Source organism: Desulfovibrio biadhensis (assembly GCF_055388615.1).
The window spans coordinates 989539-1008591 of sequence record NZ_AP042477.1 but is presented as its reverse complement, the minus strand read 5'-3'; the positions used below and the strand labels follow the sequence as shown (position 1 = coordinate 1008591).

Annotated in this window: 13 protein-coding genes and 5 tRNA genes; 15 read left to right on the top strand and 3 right to left on the bottom strand. The window is 56.3% G+C overall.

Annotated features, from left to right (window positions below):
* Positions 1-2: 2 nt before the first annotated feature.
* The 3 genes from ACZ5EH_RS04510 to ACZ5EH_RS04500 form a co-directional block, all read right to left on the bottom strand.
* Positions 3-1811: a LytS/YhcK type 5TM receptor domain-containing protein gene (locus tag ACZ5EH_RS04510; RefSeq protein WP_464276939.1), complete on the bottom strand. Its 1809-nt coding sequence runs from the start codon at positions 1809-1811 to the stop codon at positions 3-5.
* A 143-nt stretch (positions 1812-1954) separates the two neighbouring features.
* Entirely contained in the window at positions 1955-2773 is an 819-nt protein-coding gene (locus tag ACZ5EH_RS04505; protein WP_464276938.1) for a LytR/AlgR family response regulator transcription factor, read from the bottom strand.
* Positions 2774-2828: 55 nt separating this feature from the next.
* A complete protein-coding gene (locus ACZ5EH_RS04500) occupies positions 2829-4364 on the bottom strand; it encodes a sigma-54 interaction domain-containing protein (RefSeq protein WP_464276937.1) in 1536 nt (511 codons plus the stop codon).
* Positions 4365-4738: 374 nt separating this feature from the next.
* On the opposite strand from ACZ5EH_RS04500, the gene ACZ5EH_RS04495 reads away from it, so the two are divergent.
* From ACZ5EH_RS04495 to rpoC, 15 genes are all read left to right on the top strand, one after another.
* A tRNA-Thr gene (locus tag ACZ5EH_RS04495) sits at positions 4739-4814 on the top strand.
* 6 nt (positions 4815-4820) lie between these two features.
* Positions 4821-4906, top strand: a tRNA-Tyr gene (locus tag ACZ5EH_RS04490).
* Between the two features lie 57 nt (positions 4907-4963).
* Positions 4964-5040 (top strand) — tRNA-Gly (locus ACZ5EH_RS04485).
* 65 nt (positions 5041-5105) lie between these two features.
* Positions 5106-5181 (top strand) — tRNA-Thr (locus tag ACZ5EH_RS04480).
* A gap of 48 nt (positions 5182-5229) precedes the next feature.
* The gene (gene tuf, locus ACZ5EH_RS04475; RefSeq protein ID WP_464274527.1) at positions 5230-6423 is read left to right on the top strand and encodes an elongation factor Tu; all 1194 of its coding nucleotides are present in this window, start codon (positions 5230-5232) and stop codon (positions 6421-6423) included.
* Between the two features lie 3 nt (positions 6424-6426).
* Positions 6427-6576, top strand: coding sequence for a 50S ribosomal protein L33 (rpmG, locus tag ACZ5EH_RS04470; protein ID WP_464276936.1), 150 nt, complete (start codon positions 6427-6429; stop codon positions 6574-6576).
* Between the two features lie 24 nt (positions 6577-6600).
* A tRNA-Trp gene (locus ACZ5EH_RS04465) sits at positions 6601-6677 on the top strand.
* Between the two features lie 27 nt (positions 6678-6704).
* Positions 6705-7094: a preprotein translocase subunit SecE gene (gene secE, locus ACZ5EH_RS04460; RefSeq protein ID WP_464276935.1), complete on the top strand. Its 390-nt coding sequence runs from the start codon at positions 6705-6707 to the stop codon at positions 7092-7094.
* 39 nt (positions 7095-7133) lie between these two features.
* Positions 7134-7685 carry a transcription termination/antitermination protein NusG gene (gene nusG / locus ACZ5EH_RS04455; RefSeq protein WP_464276934.1) on the top strand — a complete coding sequence of 184 codons (552 nt, stop codon included), beginning with the start codon at positions 7134-7136 and terminating at the stop codon, positions 7683-7685.
* A gap of 68 nt (positions 7686-7753) precedes the next feature.
* Positions 7754-8179, top strand: coding sequence for a 50S ribosomal protein L11 (gene rplK, locus ACZ5EH_RS04450; protein WP_464276933.1), 426 nt, complete (start codon positions 7754-7756; stop codon positions 8177-8179).
* A gap of 15 nt (positions 8180-8194) precedes the next feature.
* On the top strand, positions 8195-8914 hold the full coding sequence (gene rplA, locus ACZ5EH_RS04445; protein ID WP_464276932.1) for a 50S ribosomal protein L1: 720 nt from the start codon (positions 8195-8197) through the stop codon (positions 8912-8914).
* Positions 8915-9093: 179 nt separating this feature from the next.
* Positions 9094-9615: a 50S ribosomal protein L10 gene (gene rplJ / locus ACZ5EH_RS04440; RefSeq protein ID WP_464276931.1), complete on the top strand. Its 522-nt coding sequence runs from the start codon at positions 9094-9096 to the stop codon at positions 9613-9615.
* Between the two features lie 38 nt (positions 9616-9653).
* Positions 9654-10043 carry a 50S ribosomal protein L7/L12 gene (gene rplL / locus ACZ5EH_RS04435; protein WP_464276930.1) on the top strand — a complete coding sequence of 130 codons (390 nt, stop codon included), beginning with the start codon at positions 9654-9656 and terminating at the stop codon, positions 10041-10043.
* Between the two features lie 602 nt (positions 10044-10645).
* The gene (rpoB, locus tag ACZ5EH_RS04430) at positions 10646-14752 is read left to right on the top strand and encodes a DNA-directed RNA polymerase subunit beta (protein WP_464276929.1); all 4107 of its coding nucleotides are present in this window, start codon (positions 10646-10648) and stop codon (positions 14750-14752) included.
* Positions 14753-14863: 111 nt separating this feature from the next.
* Positions 14864-19018, top strand: a complete 4155-nt coding sequence (rpoC, locus tag ACZ5EH_RS04425; protein ID WP_464276928.1) for a DNA-directed RNA polymerase subunit beta' — start codon at positions 14864-14866, stop codon at positions 19016-19018.
* Positions 19019-19053 lie beyond the last annotated feature (35 nt).

Genomic DNA, 19053 nt, shown 5'->3' with positions numbered 1-19053 from the left:
CCTTAACCTGCGGCGATGCCCCTGGCGCCCGATGTGACAGGCAAAGACGATGCGGCTTCCGCAGCCGCAGCCTCAGACTGTTCCATCTGCCTTGGGATACGCAGGGTGACGCGTGTGCCTGCTCCAGGTTGACTGTCTATCCTCAATCCATGCTCGGCGCCGAAAAGACGCACGAGACGTTCATGGCAATTGCGCAGCCCGATCCTGTCACTGCTCCATCCTGTTCTGGAAACAGTGGCGCTGTTATCAGAGAAATCCTCCAGAACCTCGGTAATCCGCTCCTCAGGCATGCCGACACCGTCGTCGGCCACCTGGATAACCAGTTCTTCGCCCTCTACTTTTGCGGAGATGCGTACCGTACCGCCCCCTTCCTTGGCGCAAATGCCATGGCGTACGGCGTTTTCCACCAGTGGCTGCACCATAAGTGGCGGGATCTGCCAGGAAGCAGCGGCCGGGGGCACTTCCCGTTTTACGGTGATGCGCTCCTCGAATCGTGCCTTTTCGATGGCCAGGTAGGCATCCACCTGCTCCAACTCGTCGGCAAAGGCGATGGCCTCGCGGCTGTTGTCCAGGTTTTTGCGCATGTACTGGGCCAGGTCCTGCAACAAGTGGCGGGCCTTATCCGGCTGTGTGCGGCAAAATGAAGCAATGGCGCCGAGGGAATTGAACAGAAAGTGAGGATTGATCTGGGCTTGCAGCCGTCTGATTTCGGCTGTTGCCAAAAGTCGTGAACGCGTTTCAATCTCTTCGAGTTCAAGCTGTGTTGAAAAGAGCTCGGCCAGCCCCTTGGCCAGTTCGAACATCACATCATTGAGAGGGTGGGTTTCCACCCCATAGAATTTGAGCGCGCCTATCACTTCGCCCCCTTTGAGCAACGGCGCTATGATCGAGGCATTAAAGGGGCATTTTGGGTCGGCGCAGCCGATACCGTTGCGCGAATGAATGAAGGCGGGGCGCCCCTGTTCGATAGCCTTGCGGGTGGCCTTGGTAATCAGGCGTTGTCCGGGCTTGTGGTGGTCCGCTCCTGCGCCGACATGGGCCAGCACATGCGTCTTGCTGGTCAAGGCGACGCCTGCCACGTCTATTTCTGAAAGGATGATGGTGGCTGTGCGTTCGGCTGTTTCGCAGTTCAAGCCCGAGCGCAGGTGGGCCAGTGTCCGGTTGGCGATGGACAGTATCTTGTGCGCATAGTTGGAGTCGCGCACCTCGTGAAAGCGGTTGTGCGCGCCGATGATGGAGACGAATAAGCCGGCGCCCAGAGCGTTGAGCAGAATCATGGGCAGCGCGATGATCTGCACCAGGACGAGGGCTTCGTCCAAAGGGCGCGCCATTGCCAGAATCAGCACCATGTGCAGTGTCTCACCCACCACAGCCAGAATGGCTGCAGGTTTCCAACCCAGAGCCCTGGCGCCGAGTTTTCTGTGCAGGATGCCGGCGGCAATGCCTTCCAGAATGGTCGCCATGGCGCAAGGGGCTGCGGAAAATCCGCCAATGTCGATGAGAAAGCGATGTCCGCCGGCAATGAAGCCGGCGCCTGCCCCGACAAAAGGACCGCCCAACAGGCCGGCGGTGATGACGCTCATGGCGCGCAGGTTGGCGTATGAGTGCAGGACCTGATCGCCCCCGTAGGTCCCCATGATGCCGAATGTGCCAAAAATCAAAGCCAGGAGTATCTGGTTGGATGGGCTATGGACCATCAACCCGATACGCCGCATGGGGCGTAGCGTGAACAGCACAAACGCGGCCGCCAGCATCAGGGCCACGTGCTGTGTCAACGTCGGCAGGAGCATGGAAATTTCTTCGATGTTCATGGTTGCATCCAGAATACGGTGATTGGTTAATTAGACAATGGCCTCAGGAGTGAAACGTCACATTCACGTGACGAAGGATCATTTTTTGGGGGTGAATTGTAACACGTCGATTTACAACAAGGAGGGGCGTGCTGCTGCGTCAGCTAAAGCCCCAGCCGGGCCTTGAGTTCGCGGGCTTTTGCACGGCTGACAGGCACTTCACTGTGTTCTTCATCATCCATAACCATGAGATACCTTCCGTTTTCCCAGGTGGAAATCTCACGGACATGTTCAAGGTTGACAAGTTTGCCACGGTGCGCCCGGAAAAAAGAGATGCCCTGCAGGCGCGTTTCCAGACTGTCGAGGGTTGCCCCGCATTGGGCCTGGTAGTTCGCTGTCTGGGTATGCACCACCACGCGTTTTTGCCCAGCGCTGCACAGCACCACTTCCTCTGGCTTAAGCAGCAATAGGCGCCCCTGATGCTCTACGGGGACGCGCAGGGTGGCGCATGCGCATGTGCCGCCAGAACCGCCAAACGATGCAGCGATCCGGGTCAGTTCCTCGCGTAAGGATGCTGCGTGGGTTTTTTGCGTTTGCCGCAAAAGGGCGCGTGCGCGCTCCACGCTCTGGGCAATACGCTCGTCGGAAAAAGGTTTCAGCACATAATCGACCGCGCATTCTTCAAAGGCGCGCACGGCGTGGAAGTCATGGGCCGTGGCCATTACGACAAGAGGCGGCGATGCCATGGCTGCCAACTGCCCGGTTACGAAGAACCCGTCCTGCCCGGGCATGTTGATGTCCAGAAAGACCACATCCGGCGACTGCTCGTGGATGACCTGCAATGCCGCCTTGGCGGTGGAGGCAAGGGCTATGACCTCGACATCATCTATATTGGAAAGAATGTAGGCAAGTTCGTCGCGCGCGGGAGGTTCGTCATCCACCACAAGGCAGCGTATGGGGCGCGGGGTGTGTGTATCATTCATTGGGCAAGTCTCCCGGCATATAAAAAAAAGAAAATTCCAGCAATCAAGGCGCAGGCTATTTCCTTATACCCAGCTTCCGCATGCGTGAATCAAATGTTGAGCGATTGACGCCCGCCATGGTGGCGGCCTTGCTCACGTTCCAGCGTGTATGTTCCATGAGCGCCAACACATAAGAACGTTCCAGGGATTCCCAGGTATGGGACGCCAAGTCGAGGGGCAACGCCCCCTCCTCACAATGGGGTGGTACAGCGTCGGGAGCAATTCGTGCTTCTTCCTGGACGGCGGCGTCATCCATCAGCCTCCCTTGGAGGTCCTCTTCGTCGATGCTGCCCCCCTCGGTTGTGGTCAGCAAAAGTTTGACGCTGTTTTCCATCTCGCGGATGTTGCCGCGCCAGGGGTAATGGCTCAGACGCGACATGGCCGCCTGCGTAAGGGCTGGTGGCGTAATGCCAAGGTTGCGTGACTCGCGCGCCAGAAAATAGCGCAACAGCAAGGGAATATCCTCCCGGCGCTCCCGCAAGGGGGGGAGTCGCAACGGCAGCACGTTTAACCTATAATATAGGTCTTCGCGAAAAGAGCCTTCCCGGATGCACTGGGGCAGGTCCTTGTTGGTAGCGGACAAAATCCGCACATTGACCTTCACGCTTTCATTGGCGCCCAGGGGTTTTATTTCCTGGTCCTGCAACACGCGCAGGATGCGAGCTTGCAGCGCAACGGGCATGTCGCCGATCTCATCCAAAAAGACGACGCCACCGTCTGCCGCTTCAAAAAGACCGCATTTGTCCTTGGTGGCGCCGGTGAAGGCGCCCTTTTTGTAACCGAAAAGTTCGCTCTCCAGCAGCGTTTCGGGAATGGCGCTGCAGTTCTGTGCAAAAAAAGGCTTTTTCGCCCGCGGGGAGAGACGGTGTATCTCCCTGGCAAAGAGTTCCTTGCCGGTACCGCTTTCGCCAGTGATCAAAACGGGGAAATCTGTGCGCGCGTAATCTTGCGCAAGGGTCAGCGCAGTCTGTAAGGACTGGCTGCGGCCGATGATGGTTCCCTCATGGAGGGCGCCGTCCAAAGCATGCTGCAATGCGATGTTTTCGCGTTGTTGTACCGTGAAATCGAGTGAATTGGACAGGGCTATGGAGCCAATGGCCACGTGTCCCTCAAGGAGGGCGAGGTAGTCCGGATCAAGGTTGAGCTTGTCGCCAGCAGCGGATGTATCGATGATTTCCACCGCGCCATATACGCTGCCATCGCGCAAAAGCATGGGGAACGAAAGAATAAGGGTGGATTTTTTCTCCACCATGTCTTCCACCGCAGCGTAATGGCGGGAGTCCTTGCCCGGTTCGGCAATAGTCATTGCGCCGTTTTCTATGACCCACCCCACGACGCTTGTCTGATCTTTTGAAATGCACATGCCCAGAACGCGGTCGCTCTGCGGGCCAATGGCCTCCACACATTCATATTGATTGCCGGAAAGTACCCACAAAGAGCCGCGCTCAACGTTTTGCAACGCCAGCAAACATTTCAGGAACAACCTTTGCAGTCTTGCGGGATCGCGTTCCTCAAATAAGGCTTTGTAAAATTCGAGTTGGCTATGGGCCATGGAGGGTGCTCGCAGTTTGCGTCCTCTCGGTCGCCTTTAATGCGCTGTTGCGCTGTGACAAGTGGAGTAAGGGCAGGAAATACCTGAAATGCGATGCTGTGGCAACGTGGGACATTGGTGGAAGCTGCACTGCGGAGAAAACCGTGACTGGAAAAAAAGAGGACATTGATCAGAAAAAAAACTGGACAAGCAGATGTGGAATATATAAGAGGGTCGTTTGCGCGAGTTGAAAATACCGCGCTCGGCTGGCACTGGCGCTTTCCGCATTTGTTGGAAAAAGAGTCGGTGAAAAAAAGATGCCAGCGGGAGCGGAAAGTGTTATTTTCGCCTTGACAACGGACGAAGGTGCGTATAACTAGGCGATTTCCGTTTTTGCTGGCGTAGCTCAATTGGTAGAGCAGCTGACTTGTAATCAGCAGGTTGCGGGTTCAAGTCCCATCGCCAGCTCCACAAGGCGGAGGGGTTCCCGAGTGGCCAAAGGGAACAGACTGTAAATCTGTCGGCGTAAGCCTTCGGAGGTTCAAATCCTCCCCCCTCCACCATTTTTTTGGTAGCCAGGCTGTAGGAGACGGTGTCATTGAACTACGGCTGTGCAGTGTGCGGGAATAGCTCAATTGGCTAGAGCATCAGCCTTCCAAGCTGAGGGTTGCGGGTTCGAGTCCCGTTTCCCGCTCCAAGAGCTCCCCGCTCTCGCAGTCCTGAACCAAAGGTATCCCCTCTTTACAGTCATAGAAGGATAAAGCCCACGTAGCTCAGTCGGTAGAGCACTTCCTTGGTAAGGAAGAGGTCACCGGTTCAAATCCGGTCGTGGGCTCCAGAATTTCAAACCTCGAGCTCATTACCATCCACAGGGGGTAATCAGACCATGGGTAAGGCAAAATTTGAGCGCAGCAAGCCGCATGTAAACATCGGCACCGTTGGGCACATTGACCACGGAAAGACCACCCTCACCGCGGCCGTCACCAAGATGATGTCCATGAAGGGCGGCGGAAGCTATGTGGCCTTTGACGAGATCGACAAGGCTCCTGAAGAAAAAGAGCGCGGCATCACCATCGCCACCGCTCACGTGGAATACCAGACCGACAAGCGTCACTACGCCCACGTCGACTGCCCTGGCCACGCCGACTACATTAAAAACATGATCACCGGTGCTGCCCAGATGGACGGCGGCATCCTGGTCGTTGCCGCAACTGACGGCCCCATGCCCCAGACCCGTGAGCACATCCTGCTCGCCCGTCAGGTTGGCGTGCCCAGCTTGGTTGTCTTCCTGAACAAGGTTGACCTGGTTGACGATCCCGAACTGCTCGAGCTGGTTGAGCTCGAAGTTCGCGAGCTGCTGACCAAGTACGGCTTCGAAGGCGACGACATCCCCGTGATTCAGGGTTCCGCTCTGAAGGCTCTGGAAGCCGACAGCGTGGACAGCGAAGACGCCAAGCCGATCTTCGAGCTGATGGACGCTTGTGACTCCTGGATTCCTGAGCCCGAGCGCGACATCGACAAGCCCTTCCTGATGCCCATCGAGGACGTTTTCTCCATCTCCGGCCGCGGTACCGTTGTTACCGGTCGTGTGGAGCGCGGTATCATCAAGGTTGGTGAGGAAGTCGAGATCGTGGGCATGAAGGACACGACCAAGACCACCTGCACCGGTGTTGAAATGTTCCGCAAGATCCTCGATCAGGGGCAGGCTGGTGACAACGTCGGGGTGCTGCTGCGCGGTGTAAAGCGTGAGGATGTTGAGCGCGGTCAGGTTCTGGCGGCTCCCAAGTCCATCACCCCGCACAGGAAGTTCAAGGCCGAGGTGTACGTGCTCTCCAAGGAAGAGGGCGGCCGTCACACCCCGTTCTTCACGGGTTACCGTCCCCAGTTCTACTTCCGCACCACTGACGTCACCGGCGTCATCGGCCTGGAAGAGGGCGTGGAAATGGTCATGCCCGGCGACAACGCCACCTTCACGGTGGAGATGATCGCGCCCATCGCTATGGAAACTGGTCTGCGCTTCGCCATCCGCGAAGGCGGCCGTACCGTTGGCGCCGGCGTGGTCTCGGAAATTCTGGAGTAAACGATGCGTATCAATATTCAGCTCGCATGCACCGAGTGTAAGCGGCGCAACTACGTGACCACGAAAAACAAGAAGAACACCACTGGTCGTCTTGAAATGCAGAAGTACTGTCCTTGGGACAAGAAGCACACCTTGCATCGCGAGACCAAATAGCACCAGGGGATTCTATACAAGCGCAGGCCAGTAGCTCTAACGGCTAGAGCGCCGGTCTCCAAAACCGGATGTTGGGGGTTCGAATCCCTCCTGGCCTGCCAAACATTTTTTCAGTAAAGATTAAGTCTATGGCCAAGAACAATGCCAAGGCAGATGCCGAAGCCCGTACTGAGGGCAAGGACGTAGCTGGAAAGGCTGCGGACAAGGAGCGGAAAAGCGCCAAGGGCAAGGCTGTAGATGCCAAGAAAGGCGCCGGCTCCAAGCCTCAGGGCGAGGGTAAGGGAACAGCCAGGAAAGGGGCTTCCCAGGAAAAGAAATCCGAAGGCAATGGCAAAATAGCCCAGCTGAGGGATTTCTTTGAAGAATCCAAAGCCGAACTCAAGAAAGTCACATGGCCCTCGCGCAAGGAGACCATTGCCACCAGCATCGCTGTTATTGTGCTGACCATTGTCATGTCCGTCTACCTGGGCATTGTCGATTTAGGGCTTTCCAAGATCGTCGAATTCATCCTTTCCTAAGCCCGAATGCGCGATGCGCAGCGCAAGCGTGAGGCCGTCATGAGTGAAGAGATTTCCCCCCACAAGCTACGGTGGTATATTCTCCACGTGTTTTCTGGTTTTGAACACCGTGTGGAAAAGACCATCCGTGAGATGATCCGTACCGGACAAGCCAAGGACCTCATCGAAGAGGTTGTTGTGCCGACGGAAAAGGTCATTGAGTTGGTAAAAGGGGCCAAAAAGACCTCTACGCGCAAGTTCTATCCCGGATACGTGATGATCAAGATGGCCATGAACGATGAGGCTTGGCATCTTGTACAGTCCATTCCACGAGTCACGGGATTTGTTGGGGGGCGCAACCGCCCCACACCGATGCGCGATAGCGAGGCGGAGCGTATCCTGAACATGATGGAACAGCGTCAGGAGCAGCCCCGTCCCAAATTCCATTTTGAACGTGGCGACGAAGTCCGCGTCATCGATGGCCCGTTTGGGGGCTTCAATGGTGTCGTGGACGACGTGAATTACGATAAAGGCAAGCTGCGGGTGGAAGTGTCCATCTTCGGTCGGCAAACACCCGTTGAACTGGACTTCGTCCAGGTTACCAAAGGGTGACCCGACCCGCACGAGGCAGAACGTAAACGCATCAGGCGCCTAGAGCGCCATGCCGTAAGGAGTGCACCGTGGCCAAGAAAGTACTGGCAAAGATCAAGTTGCAAATCCCCGCGGGGGCGGCCAACCCCTCCCCGCCCGTGGGTCCCGCTTTGGGACAGCACGGCCTGAACATCATGGAATTCTGCAAGGCGTTCAACGCCAAGACCCAGGATCAGAAAGGGATGATCATCCCTGTCGAGATCACGGTTTTTGCAGACAGAACCTTCACCTTCATAACCAAGACGCCGCCGGCAGCAATTCTGCTGTTGAAGGCTGCTAAGGTTGACAAAGGGTCCCCCGAGCCGAACCGTAACAAGGTTGGCAGTGTGACCATGGCACAGGTGAAGGAGATCGCCGAGACCAAAATGGAGGATCTCACGGCGAAGAACATCGAGGCCGCCATGCAGACTATCATGGGTACTGCGCGGAGCATGGGCCTGGAAGTCAAACAGTAAGGCGGGGAAGCAGTTATGCCGAAGTATGGTAAAAAATATCGCAAAGCGATCGAAGGATTCGACCAGGCCGAGCGCCTTCCCGTTGAAGATGGCGTCAAGCTGGCCCTGCAGGCCGCTTTCGCCAAGTTTGACGAGACTGTCGACGTGGCCATGAACCTGGGTGTGGAACCCAAATACTCCGATCAGATGGTTCGCGGCGCCGTGACCCTGCCCCATGGGCTTGGTAAGGAAGTCCGCGTTGCTGTTTTCTGTCAGGGCGACAAGCAGGCCGAAGCCAAAGAGGCTGGCGCTGATTTCGTCGGTGGTGAAGATCTGGTTGAAGAAGTCAAGAATGGTTTTCTTGATTTTGACAAGGCCATCGCCACTCCTGACATGATGGCTAAAGTTGGTCAGATCGGCCGTGTACTGGGCCCTCGTGGTCTGATGCCCAACGCCAAGACCGGCACGGTCACTTTTGACCTGGCTTCTGCCATTGCCGAGACAAAGGCTGGTCGTGTGGAGTTCAAAGTCGACAAGGCCGGGGTTCTGCATGCACCTCTGGGCAAGGTTTCCTTTGGTCCGGATAAGATTCTCGATAACTTGCGCGCACTGGTAGACACCGTTATCCGGCTGAAGCCTGCTTCCGCCAAGGGAACGTACCTGCGCAGCATGGCCGTAGCCACGACCATGGGCCCTGGTGTCAAAATCGACACCACGAGCGTTCGCAAGTTTTTGGAAAACACTACTGGCGCTTAGCATTTTAGCAATACCTACCTCGCCTGTGCGCACAATGCGCATTGGCGTGATATAGGCGGCAATGGAAGAAAAGAGTCGAAGACAGCAGGCGGTTGTGATATACAACCTTAATCTCCTGCCGAGACTTCGCTTTGGCTCCTTTCTTCTCCCTTGCAACCCTAAGGTGAAGGAGTGACACCGTGAATAAGACGGAAAAAACCGCATTCGTCGATGCACTGCGTACCCGTGCTGAAGACGCAAGCATTGCGGTGGTCACCGACTTCAAGGGCTTGAAGGTAGAAGAAATGACCCAGCTCAGAGTTAAACTGCGCGATGCTGGTGTAGAATATCAGGTCGTGAAGAACACTCTGGCGCGGATCGCTTTTACCGACGGACGGCATGATGTTCTCAAGGATAAGATGAAAGAGAACTGTGCCGTAGCCTTTGGGGCGGATGACCCCGTGGCTGCTGCCAAGGCATTGGTAGCGTACGCCAAGGAAAACAAAAAGTTCCACGTACGTTTTGGCAGCCTTGAAGGCAAGTACCTGGAAGAGGCCGGACTGCAAGACCTGTCCAAACTGCCGAGCCGTGAGGAACTGCTTGCAAAGGCCTTGGGCACCATGAATGCCGTGCCCACCAACTTCGTGTGCTTGTTCGCGAATATTATGCGCAACTTCCTGTATGCGCTGAACGCGATCAAGGACCAGAAAGAATCCGCGTAACCTAAAAAAACCAAAGCGAATCTCAAGGAGACATAGCCATGGCCGACATCACCAAAGAACAAGTGGTAGAGTTTATTTCCAATATGACCGTCCTCGAGCTGGCCGAATTCATCAAGGAGCTCGAAGATAAGTTCGGTGTTTCCGCAGCTGCTCCTGTTGCTGCTGTTGCTGCTGCTCCCGCTGGTGGCGGTGAAGCTGCTGCTGAAGAAGAGGAAAAGACCGAATTCGACGTAGTCCTGAAGTCCGCTGGCGGCAACAAGATCGCCGTCATCAAGGTTGTGCGCGCTCTGACCGGTCTGGGCCTGAAAGAAGCCAAGGCCAAGGTTGACGAAGCACCGCAGGCTATCAAGGAAGCTGTGAACAAGGAAGAAGCCGAAGAAGCCAAGAAGCAGCTCGAAGAGGCTGGCGCTGAAGTCGAGGTAAAATAGCAGCTTGGCTGCAAGCTCATAACGGGCGCGGCCGTTTGGCCGCGCCCTTGAAATGCGTTCCGACGCAAGGGGGAGTGGTGCCTCCCCTTGCGATTTCTTCATTGTGAGAGAGCGATATTGAATATTTCTCTGGGGGCAGCGTGCGCAGGCAGTTACTGTAGCACGCAACAGAACGGGACGACAAAGTATATGCAACGTATATCTGTTGCTGCTGATACGTTGTCCTCTGTCGCTCGCACAATGCAGACGTTTGCGAGTCCGGTGACGATTGTGACAATTGCTTTGAAGAACGCAAAGGTAATGACAAAGTTTTGGTCAAGGGTGCGTGCATCCTTCTCCTTGACTTTTATCTCTACACTCATTGCCTTCTTCGGCTTATCACCGCGTTTTGAAGTTATTTACGCAACTCTTCAAGCCAACGCAAGCCAACGTTTCTGCATACGCTTTCTCGCTCTTCACTCGCCTGCCACGCATCTAGCCGCAGTGGCAACCGCCCTTAGGGGCACTCACAGCAGTCTGAGAGTACAGGATACGCGGATTCTCTCCGCATAGACCCGGCGGCCTGCACAAGGCCGTTGAACCGCATTGACGCAGAGGAGCCTATGGCCCAGCTCACCAAGCACTTCGGCAAAGTGGAAAACATCGTTCCCATTCCGCATCTGCTGGATCTTCAGGTGGAGTCCTACCAGCAGTTCCTGCAGATGGACGTCGAGGAACGCCGCACTGACATCGGCCTCGAAGCCGTCTTCAGATCCGTGTTTCCCATCGAAGATTTCAACAAGACCGCCAGTCTCGAGTACGTAAGCTACGAGATAGGCGAGCCCGAGTACGACATTCCCGAGTGCATGTCCAAAGGCCTCACCTATGAAGCCCGTCTCAGGATCAAGGTGCGCCTCGTCGTATGGGATGTCGACGAGGAAGGCCAAAACCGCACCATTCACGATATCAAGGAACAGGACAAAGTCTATTTCGGTACGCTTCCGCTGATGACCGAAAAGGGCACCTTTGTCATCAATGGCACCGAGCGTGTCATTGTAAACCAGTTGCAGCGCTCGCCCGGCATTATTTTCGAGCACGATTCCGGCAAGACTCACTCTAGCCGCAAGGTGCTCTACTCGTGCCGCATTATTCCCATGCGCGGCTCCTGGCTGGATTTCGACTACGATCATAAGGACATCCTCTACGTGCGCATTGACCGGCGCCGGAAGATGCCTGCCACGATCCTGTTTAAGGCCATGGGAATGACCAAGGCCGAAATCCTCAATTACTTCTATGATGTCGAGCATTTTGCCTTGGATAAGGATCGCGTCTTCTGGAAACTGTCGCGCGATTTTTACCGCAAGGAAACTGCCTACGCAGATATCAAGGGTAAGGACGACAAGGTTATCGTTCAGGCCGGCAAGCCCATCAACAAGCGCCACTGGCGTATGTTTTTCGAAAACGGCCTGGACCAGATCGAGGTCTCTCCCGCCGTGCTCGACGGGCTTTACCTGGCCAACGACATGGTTGATCCCAACACGGGTGAGCTCATTGCAGAAGCCGGCGCCGAAGTCGGCGGCGCGCTGCTCGAGCAATTGCAGGACGCAGGTGTCAAAGACATCCCTGTGCTGCATACTCGCGGTTCTGAAGTGTCCGCTTCCATGCGCGACACCCTGATGCTGGACAAGACGCAGGATCAGGAGCAGGCCCAGATCGAGATCTACCGCAGGTTGCGCCCCTCTTCACCGCCCACCGGTGAAATCGCCGCCACCTTCTTTGAGAATCTGTTCCGCAACGCGGATTACTACGACCTCTCCCCTGTGGGGCGCTATAAGCTCAACAGCCGCCTGGATGTCGACGTACCTCTGGATCAGCGCACGCTGACCGACGATGATATCCTCAAGGCCATCAAGCAGTTGAGCAAGCTTAAAGACAGCCATGGCCCCCCGGATGATATCGACCATTTGGGCAACCGCCGTGTACGCCCCGTTGGTGAACTGGTGGAAAACCAGTACCGCATTGGTCTGGTGCGCATGGAGCGCGCCATTAAAGAGCGCATGAGCCTGCAGGAAGTTTCCACGCTGATGCCCTACGACTTGATCAACTTCAAGCCTGTGGTGGCTGTGCTCAAGGAGTTCTTTGGCACATCGCAGCTTTCGCAGTTCATGGACCAGACCAACCCGCTGTCTGAAGTCACGCATAAGCGCAGACTTTCGGCTCTGGGCCCCGGCGGTCTTACCCGCGAACGCGCAGGCTTCGAAGTCCGCGACGTTCACGTCAGCCACTACGGTCGTATCTGCCCGATTGAAACGCCGGAAGGTCCGAACATCGGCCTTATCGTTTCGCTGACCACTTTTGCAAAGGTCAACGATTTCGGCTTCATCGAGACGCCGTACCGGGTTGTCAGAGACTCCCAGGTGACCAATGAAGTCATCCACCTGGATGCCTCTCGCGAAAACAAACATGTCATCGCCCAGGCCAACGCGCCTCTGGACGAAGATAACAAGTTCATAAATAAGTTGGTGACCACACGTGTCAGGGGCGATGTTCTCATGCTGCCCCGCGAAGAAGTCACGCTCATGGACATCTCGCCATCGCAGATGGTGTCTGTTTCCGCAGCGTTGATTCCCTTCCTTGAACACGATGACGCCAACCGCGCACTTATGGGTTCGAACATGCAGCGTCAGGCAGTGCCCTTGCTGCGTTGTGAAGCTCCCATTGTTGGTACGGGTATGGAAGGGCGTCTGGCGCAAGACTCCGGAAGCTGCTTGCTGGCGGAAGGAGATGGCGTTGTCAGCTTTGTCGACGCAGACATGGTCGTTGTCCGTTATGACGACGTGACCAAGCACCCCAAAACCGGTGGTGTGCGCGCCTACGAACTGCAAAAGTACCACAAGTCCAACCAAAACTCCTGTTTTGGTCAGCAGCCCCGCGTGGTTGTTGAGCAAAGGGTCAACAAGGGCGATGTGCTGGCCGACGGCCCCGGTATTCGCGGGGGCGAGCTGGCCCTGGGTAAAAACCTGCTGGTCGCCTTTATGCCCTGGTGTGGTTTCAACTTTGAGGACTCCATCCTCATCTCCGAGCGCGTGGTGAAAGAGGACGTCTTCACTTCTGTGCATATTGAGGAGTTCGAAGTTGTTGCCCGCGACACCAAGCTTGGACCCGAGGAAGTGACCCGCGATATCCCCAACGTCAGCGAAGATATGCTGCGCAACCTGGATGAAAGCGGCATCATCCGCATCGGCGCCAACGTAAAGGCCGAAGATATCCTGGTTGGTAAGATTACGCCGAAGGGCGAATCGCAGCTGACTCCGGAAGAGAAACTGCTGCGTGCGATCTTTGGCGACAAGGCGCGTGACGTGAAAAACACGTCGCTCAAAGTGCCGCCGGGAATCGAAGGCACGGTTATCGATGTAAAGGTCTTCAACCGCCCCAAAGGCGAAAAGGACGAACGCACCAAGTCCATTGAAGACTGGGAACTTGGCCGCCTGGACCGCAAAGAGACCCTGCACCGCGACGCGCTTACCACGCGCACCCGCGAACAGGCCTGGGTCCTGGTCGAGAACAAGCAGCTTGTGGTGAACGTGCCCGGCAAGAAGAAGGGCGAAGTACTGGCCGAAGCCGGCCACATACTCACCTGGGAAGTCTTCGAGGCCCTGCCCCTGAGGAAGTTGGTGAACCTCTTCAAGAGCAAGGAAACCAACGAAGAAGTCCAGCAGCTGCTGGAGCGCTATCAGGCGCAGGTCAAGTTCATTGAAGAGATGTACAACATCAAGCGTGGCAAGGTCACTGAAGGTGACGACCTGCCTCCTGGTGTGACCAAGATGGTCAAGGTGTACGTTGCCGTGAAGCGCAAGCTCTCGGTGGGTGACAAAATGGCCGGTCGCCATGGTAACAAGGGTGTTGTCTCCTGCATTTTGCCGGAAGAGGACATGCCTTTCTTTGCCGACGGCACACCGGTGGACATTGTGCTGAACCCCCTGGGCGTGCCTTCTCGTATGAACATTGGTCAGATCATGGAGACTCACCTCGGGTGGGGTGCTCGTGAACTGGGTAAGCAGCTCGCAGACGCTGCAACCAATGGCACTATGATGGCGGAAGTGCGCAAAGAGGTAAAAGAGGTCTTCAACTCCAAGGAAATCGATGAATTGGTCGACAGCCTGGAAGATGACGATCTCAAGGATTCCCTGAAGGGACTGTCCAAGGGTATCCTTACCAAGACCCCCGTCTTTGACGGCGCGCAGGAATCCGAGATCTGGGATTGGCTTGTGAAAGCCGGTCTGCCCGACGACGGTAAGTCCGTCCTCTTTGACGGACGTACTGGTGAAGCCTTCCACAACAGGGTCACAGTGGGCGTGATGTACATGCTCAAGCTGCACCACCTGGTCGATGAGAAGATTCACGCGCGTTCAACCGGCCCCTACTCTCTGGTCACGCAGCAGCCTCTGGGCGGTAAGGCCCAATTCGGCGGTCAGCGACTCGGTGAGATGGAAGTCTGGGCGCTGGAAGCCTACGGCGCTGCGCACCTGTTGCAGGAGTTCCTCACGGTCAAGTCGGACGACGTTACCGGTCGTGTGAAGATGTACGAAAAGATAGTGAAAGGCGACAACTTCCTCGAAGCAGGGCTCCCAGAGTCCTTCAACGTTCTGGTCAAGGAACTTATGTCCCTGAGCCTGGATGTGACGCTCATCGAGGAAGAAAAGAAACGCGCCAAGCGTGGCGCAGCCTAACGCACAACAGCGAACAGCTGCGGTGTGTCCGGCATATAGCATTGAAGCATCCCAACGGGGCGGGCGAGATTGCCCGCCCCGCAACCCGACAACTATGCGGGGTGAGAGCGTATGACGCTTGACGATCTCTTCTCTTTTCGCGGGGCCAGCGCCACGAGCGTGACCAGCAAGTCCTTGAAAGCGATTAAGATATCTATCGCCGCTCCGGAGAAGATCCGTGAGTGGTCTTTCGGCGAAGTGAAAAAGCCGGAAACCATCAACTACCGCACCTTCAAGCCCGAACGCGACGGCCTTTTCTGCGCCAAGATTTTCGGGCCTGTGAAGGATTACGAATGTAACTGCGGTAAATATAAACGTATGAAGCACCGCGGCATCGTATGTGAAAAATGCGGTGTCGAAGTCATTGCCTCCAAGGTGCGCCGCGAGCGCATGGGGCATATTGAGCTCGCCGCCCCGGTCGCCCACATCTGGTTCCTGAAGACGCTGCCCTCCAAGATCGGCACGCTTCTGGACATGACCATGGCGGACCTGGAAAAGGTGCTCTACTTTGATTCCTACGTGGTTCTTGATCCGGGCGAGACCACCCTGCAAAAGATGCAGGTCATCTCTGAGGATCAGTACCTCCAGGTCATCGACCACTACGGTGAGGACGTTGTCACTGTAGGTATGGGCGCCGAGGCCGTTCGTTCGCTGCTCGAAGAGCTGCATCTTGAAGAGCTCAAGGTTCAGTTGCGCGAAGAATCCCAGGCCACGCGCTCCCAGACCAAGAAAAAGAAACTGACCAAGCGCCTCAAGGTCATCGAGGCGTTTCTCGAGTCCGGCAACAGGCCGGAATGGATGATCCTTGAGGTCATTCCGGTTATTCCGCCCGAGCTGCGCCCTTTGGTGCCTTTGGATGGCGGCCGTTTTGCCACATCCGACCTGAACGACCTGTATCGCCGGGTCATCAACCGCAACAACCGTCTGAAGCGGCTCCTCGAGCTTGGCGCACCGGATATCATCATCCGCAACGAAAAGCGCATGCTTCAGGAATCGGTTGACGCACTCTTTGATAACGGTCGTCGTGGCCGCGCCATCACCGGTACAAGCGGCAGGCCGTTGAAGTCGCTTTCCGACATGATCAAAGGCAAGCAGGGGCGTTTTCGTCAGAACCTGCTCGGCAAGCGCGTCGACTACTCCGGCCGTTCGGTCATTGTTGTCGGCCCCAAGCTGAAGCTGCACCAGTGCGGTCTGCCCAAGAAGATGGCTCTCGAGCTCTTCAAGCCCTTCATCTATTCCAAGCTTGAAGAAAGAGACCTGGCTTCCACCATCAAGAGCGCAAAGAAAATGGTGGAGCGGGAAGAATTGGTGGTCTGGGACATCCTCGAAGAGGTTGTCCGCGAATACCCCATTCTGCTGAACCGTGCTCCTACCTTGCACAGACTTGGTATCCAGGCCTTTGAGCCAACCCTGGTTGAAGGCAAGGCCATTCAGCTCCACCCCTTGGTTTGCGCGGCGTACAACGCTGACTTTGACGGTGACCAGATGGCGGTGCACGTGCCCCTGTCCGTAGAAGCCCAGGTGGAATGCCGCGTGCTCATGATGAGCACCAACAACATTCTCTCCCCGGCGAACGGTTCCCCTGTCATCGTGCCTTCCCAGGATATCGTCCTCGGGTTGTATTACATGACGGTTGAGCGCTCCTTCATGATAGGTGAAGGCAAGGTGTTCACCGCGCCGTGGGAAGTCATCGCCGCCTACGACGCCAAATGCCTGTCGCTGCATGCGCGCATCAAGGTGCGTATGGACGGTGAGGTCGTGGAAACCACGGCTGGTCGTGTTCTTGTTGGGCAGCTGCTGCCCAAAGAGGTCCCGTTCTCCTTCGTGAACCGGGTCATGACCAAGAAGACCATTGCTGGTCTGGTGAGCGAGGCATACCGCCGCGCCGGCACCAAGGCCACGGTCATTCTTTGCGACAAGCTGAAGGACCTTGGGTACGAGTTCGCAACCCAGGCCGGTGTGACCATCGGCGTCAAGGACCTGCAGATTCCTTCCACCAAGCCGCGGCTGCTGGACAATGCCCAGGCTGAAGTGGATGACATTGAAAACCAGTACCGCGAGGGTATCATCACCCGGACGGAAAAATACAACAAGGTCGTCGACGTCTGGACAAAGGTCACCCACAACGTGTCTCAGGACATGATGCGTGAGATCTCCCAGGACATCCTTGAAGACCCCAAGACCGGAAACAAGGAAAGCAACCTGAGCTTCAACTCCATCTTCATGATGTCGAACTCGGGTTCTCGTGGTAACACCGACCAGATGCGCCAGCTTGCTGGTATGCGCGGTCTGATGGCCAAACCTTCGGGTGAAATCATCGAAACACCGATTACCTCGAGCTTCCGCGAAGGTCTTTCCGTGTTGCAGTACTTTACATCCACACACGGCGCACGAAAGGGTCTGGCCGATACCGCACTGAAGACGGCGAACTCGGGATACCTGACCCGCCGCCTTGTTGACGTTGTACAGGACGTGATCATCTCCGAGATCGATTGCGGCACTGTCGACGGCTTGGAAATCTCGCACCTGATCAAGGCCGGTGATGTTAAAGCCCGCCTTTCCGAACGCGCTTTGGGGCGTGTGACCCTCTTCCCGGTCTACGATCCTGAGACGGGTGAAGAAATGGCGCCCTCAAATGCCTTGATCGGTGAAGAACTCGCCAAGGCCCTGGATGACAGGGGCGTCAGCTCCATCACTATCCGTTCTGCGCTGACCTGCCAGAGCCGCTACGGCGTGTGCGCCATGTGCTACGGTCGCGACCTGGCCAGAGGGCACACCGTGAACATCGGTGAGACCGTCGGCATCATTGCGGCCCAGTCCATCGGTGAGCCGGGAACGCAGCTGACAATGCGTACATTCCACATCGGTGGTACGGCGTCCAAGGAAGTCGAGCGTTCCTCCATCGTGGTCCAGCACTCCGGCCGCGTGGTCATGAGCCGCGTTAAAATGGTGCAGAACCAGGAAGGCCACTTCCTGGTCATGGGCAAGAGCGGTCAGGTCAGCGTTGTGGACGAACAGGGACGCGAACGTGAAAAATACGTGCTGCCCACGGGTGCAAAGCTGCTGGTCAAGGCCGAGCAGCAGGTCGCCAAGGGCGAGCTCATCGCTGAGTGGGACCCCTTCAACGAGCCTTTTGTCTCTGACGTCGATGGTGTCGTTAAATTCACCGACATCGTTGAAGGCAAGACCTACCAGGAGAAGGTGGACGAAACTACGTCGCGCGCAACGCAGACGATCATCGAGTACCGTACCACCAACTTCAAGCCCTCCATCTCCATTGTAGATGACAAGGGCAAGCCCAAAGCGCGGCCAAACTCTACGGTTCCGGCCGTGTTCCAGCTGCCTGTGGGCGCCTTGCTCATGGTTCGTGACGGACAGGAAGTGAATGCTGGTGACATCATCGCCCGTAAGCCTCGTGAAACATCCAAGACCAAAGACATCGTTGGTGGTCTGCCGCGTGTTGCCGAGCTCTTCGAAGTCCGCAAGCCCAAGGACCTGGCCGTTGTTTCTGAAATCGACGGTGTGGTTTCCTTTGGCGCTGAGACCAAGGGCAAGCGCAAGATCGTGGTTACCCCTGAAGTCGGCGACTCCAAAGAGTATCTGATTCCCAAGGGCAAGCACATCACTGTCCACGACGGTGACTTTGTGGCTTCTGGCGAAGCTCTCACAGAGGGCTACCCCGAACTGCACGACATCCTGAAGATCAAAGGTGAAAAGCACCTCGCCAACTACCTTGTTGAAGAAATTCAGGACGTTTACCGCTTCCAGGGCGTTAATATCAATGACAAGCACATTGAGATCATCGTTCGCCAGATGCTCAAGAAGGTCAGCATCCTTGATCCGGGCGATACCACCTTCCTCGTTGGGGAGCAGGTGGACAAGCCCCGCTTCATGGACGAGAACAACCGCGCTCTCGCCGAGGGAATCAGGCCTGCCGTGGCCGAACCCATGGTTCTGGGTATCACCCAGGCCTCGTTGAGCACGGATTCCTTCATCTCCGCGGCCAGCTTCCAGGAGACCACCAAGGTCCTCACAGAAGCTTCGCTGCTGGGTAAAGAAGACCATCTGCGCGGTCTCAAGGAAAACGTCATTGTTGGTCGCCTGATCCCGGCTGGTACCGGTTTCCGCAGATATGTGGACGCCGAAATCGAGGTCCCGGATCAGCCCGAAAAGCCCGACAAATTCCTCGAAGAACTCGAGGACAATCCGCTGCTCATCGGGCAGTAGAAGCAGCACGCCATAAAAACACACCCCCGCTCCGG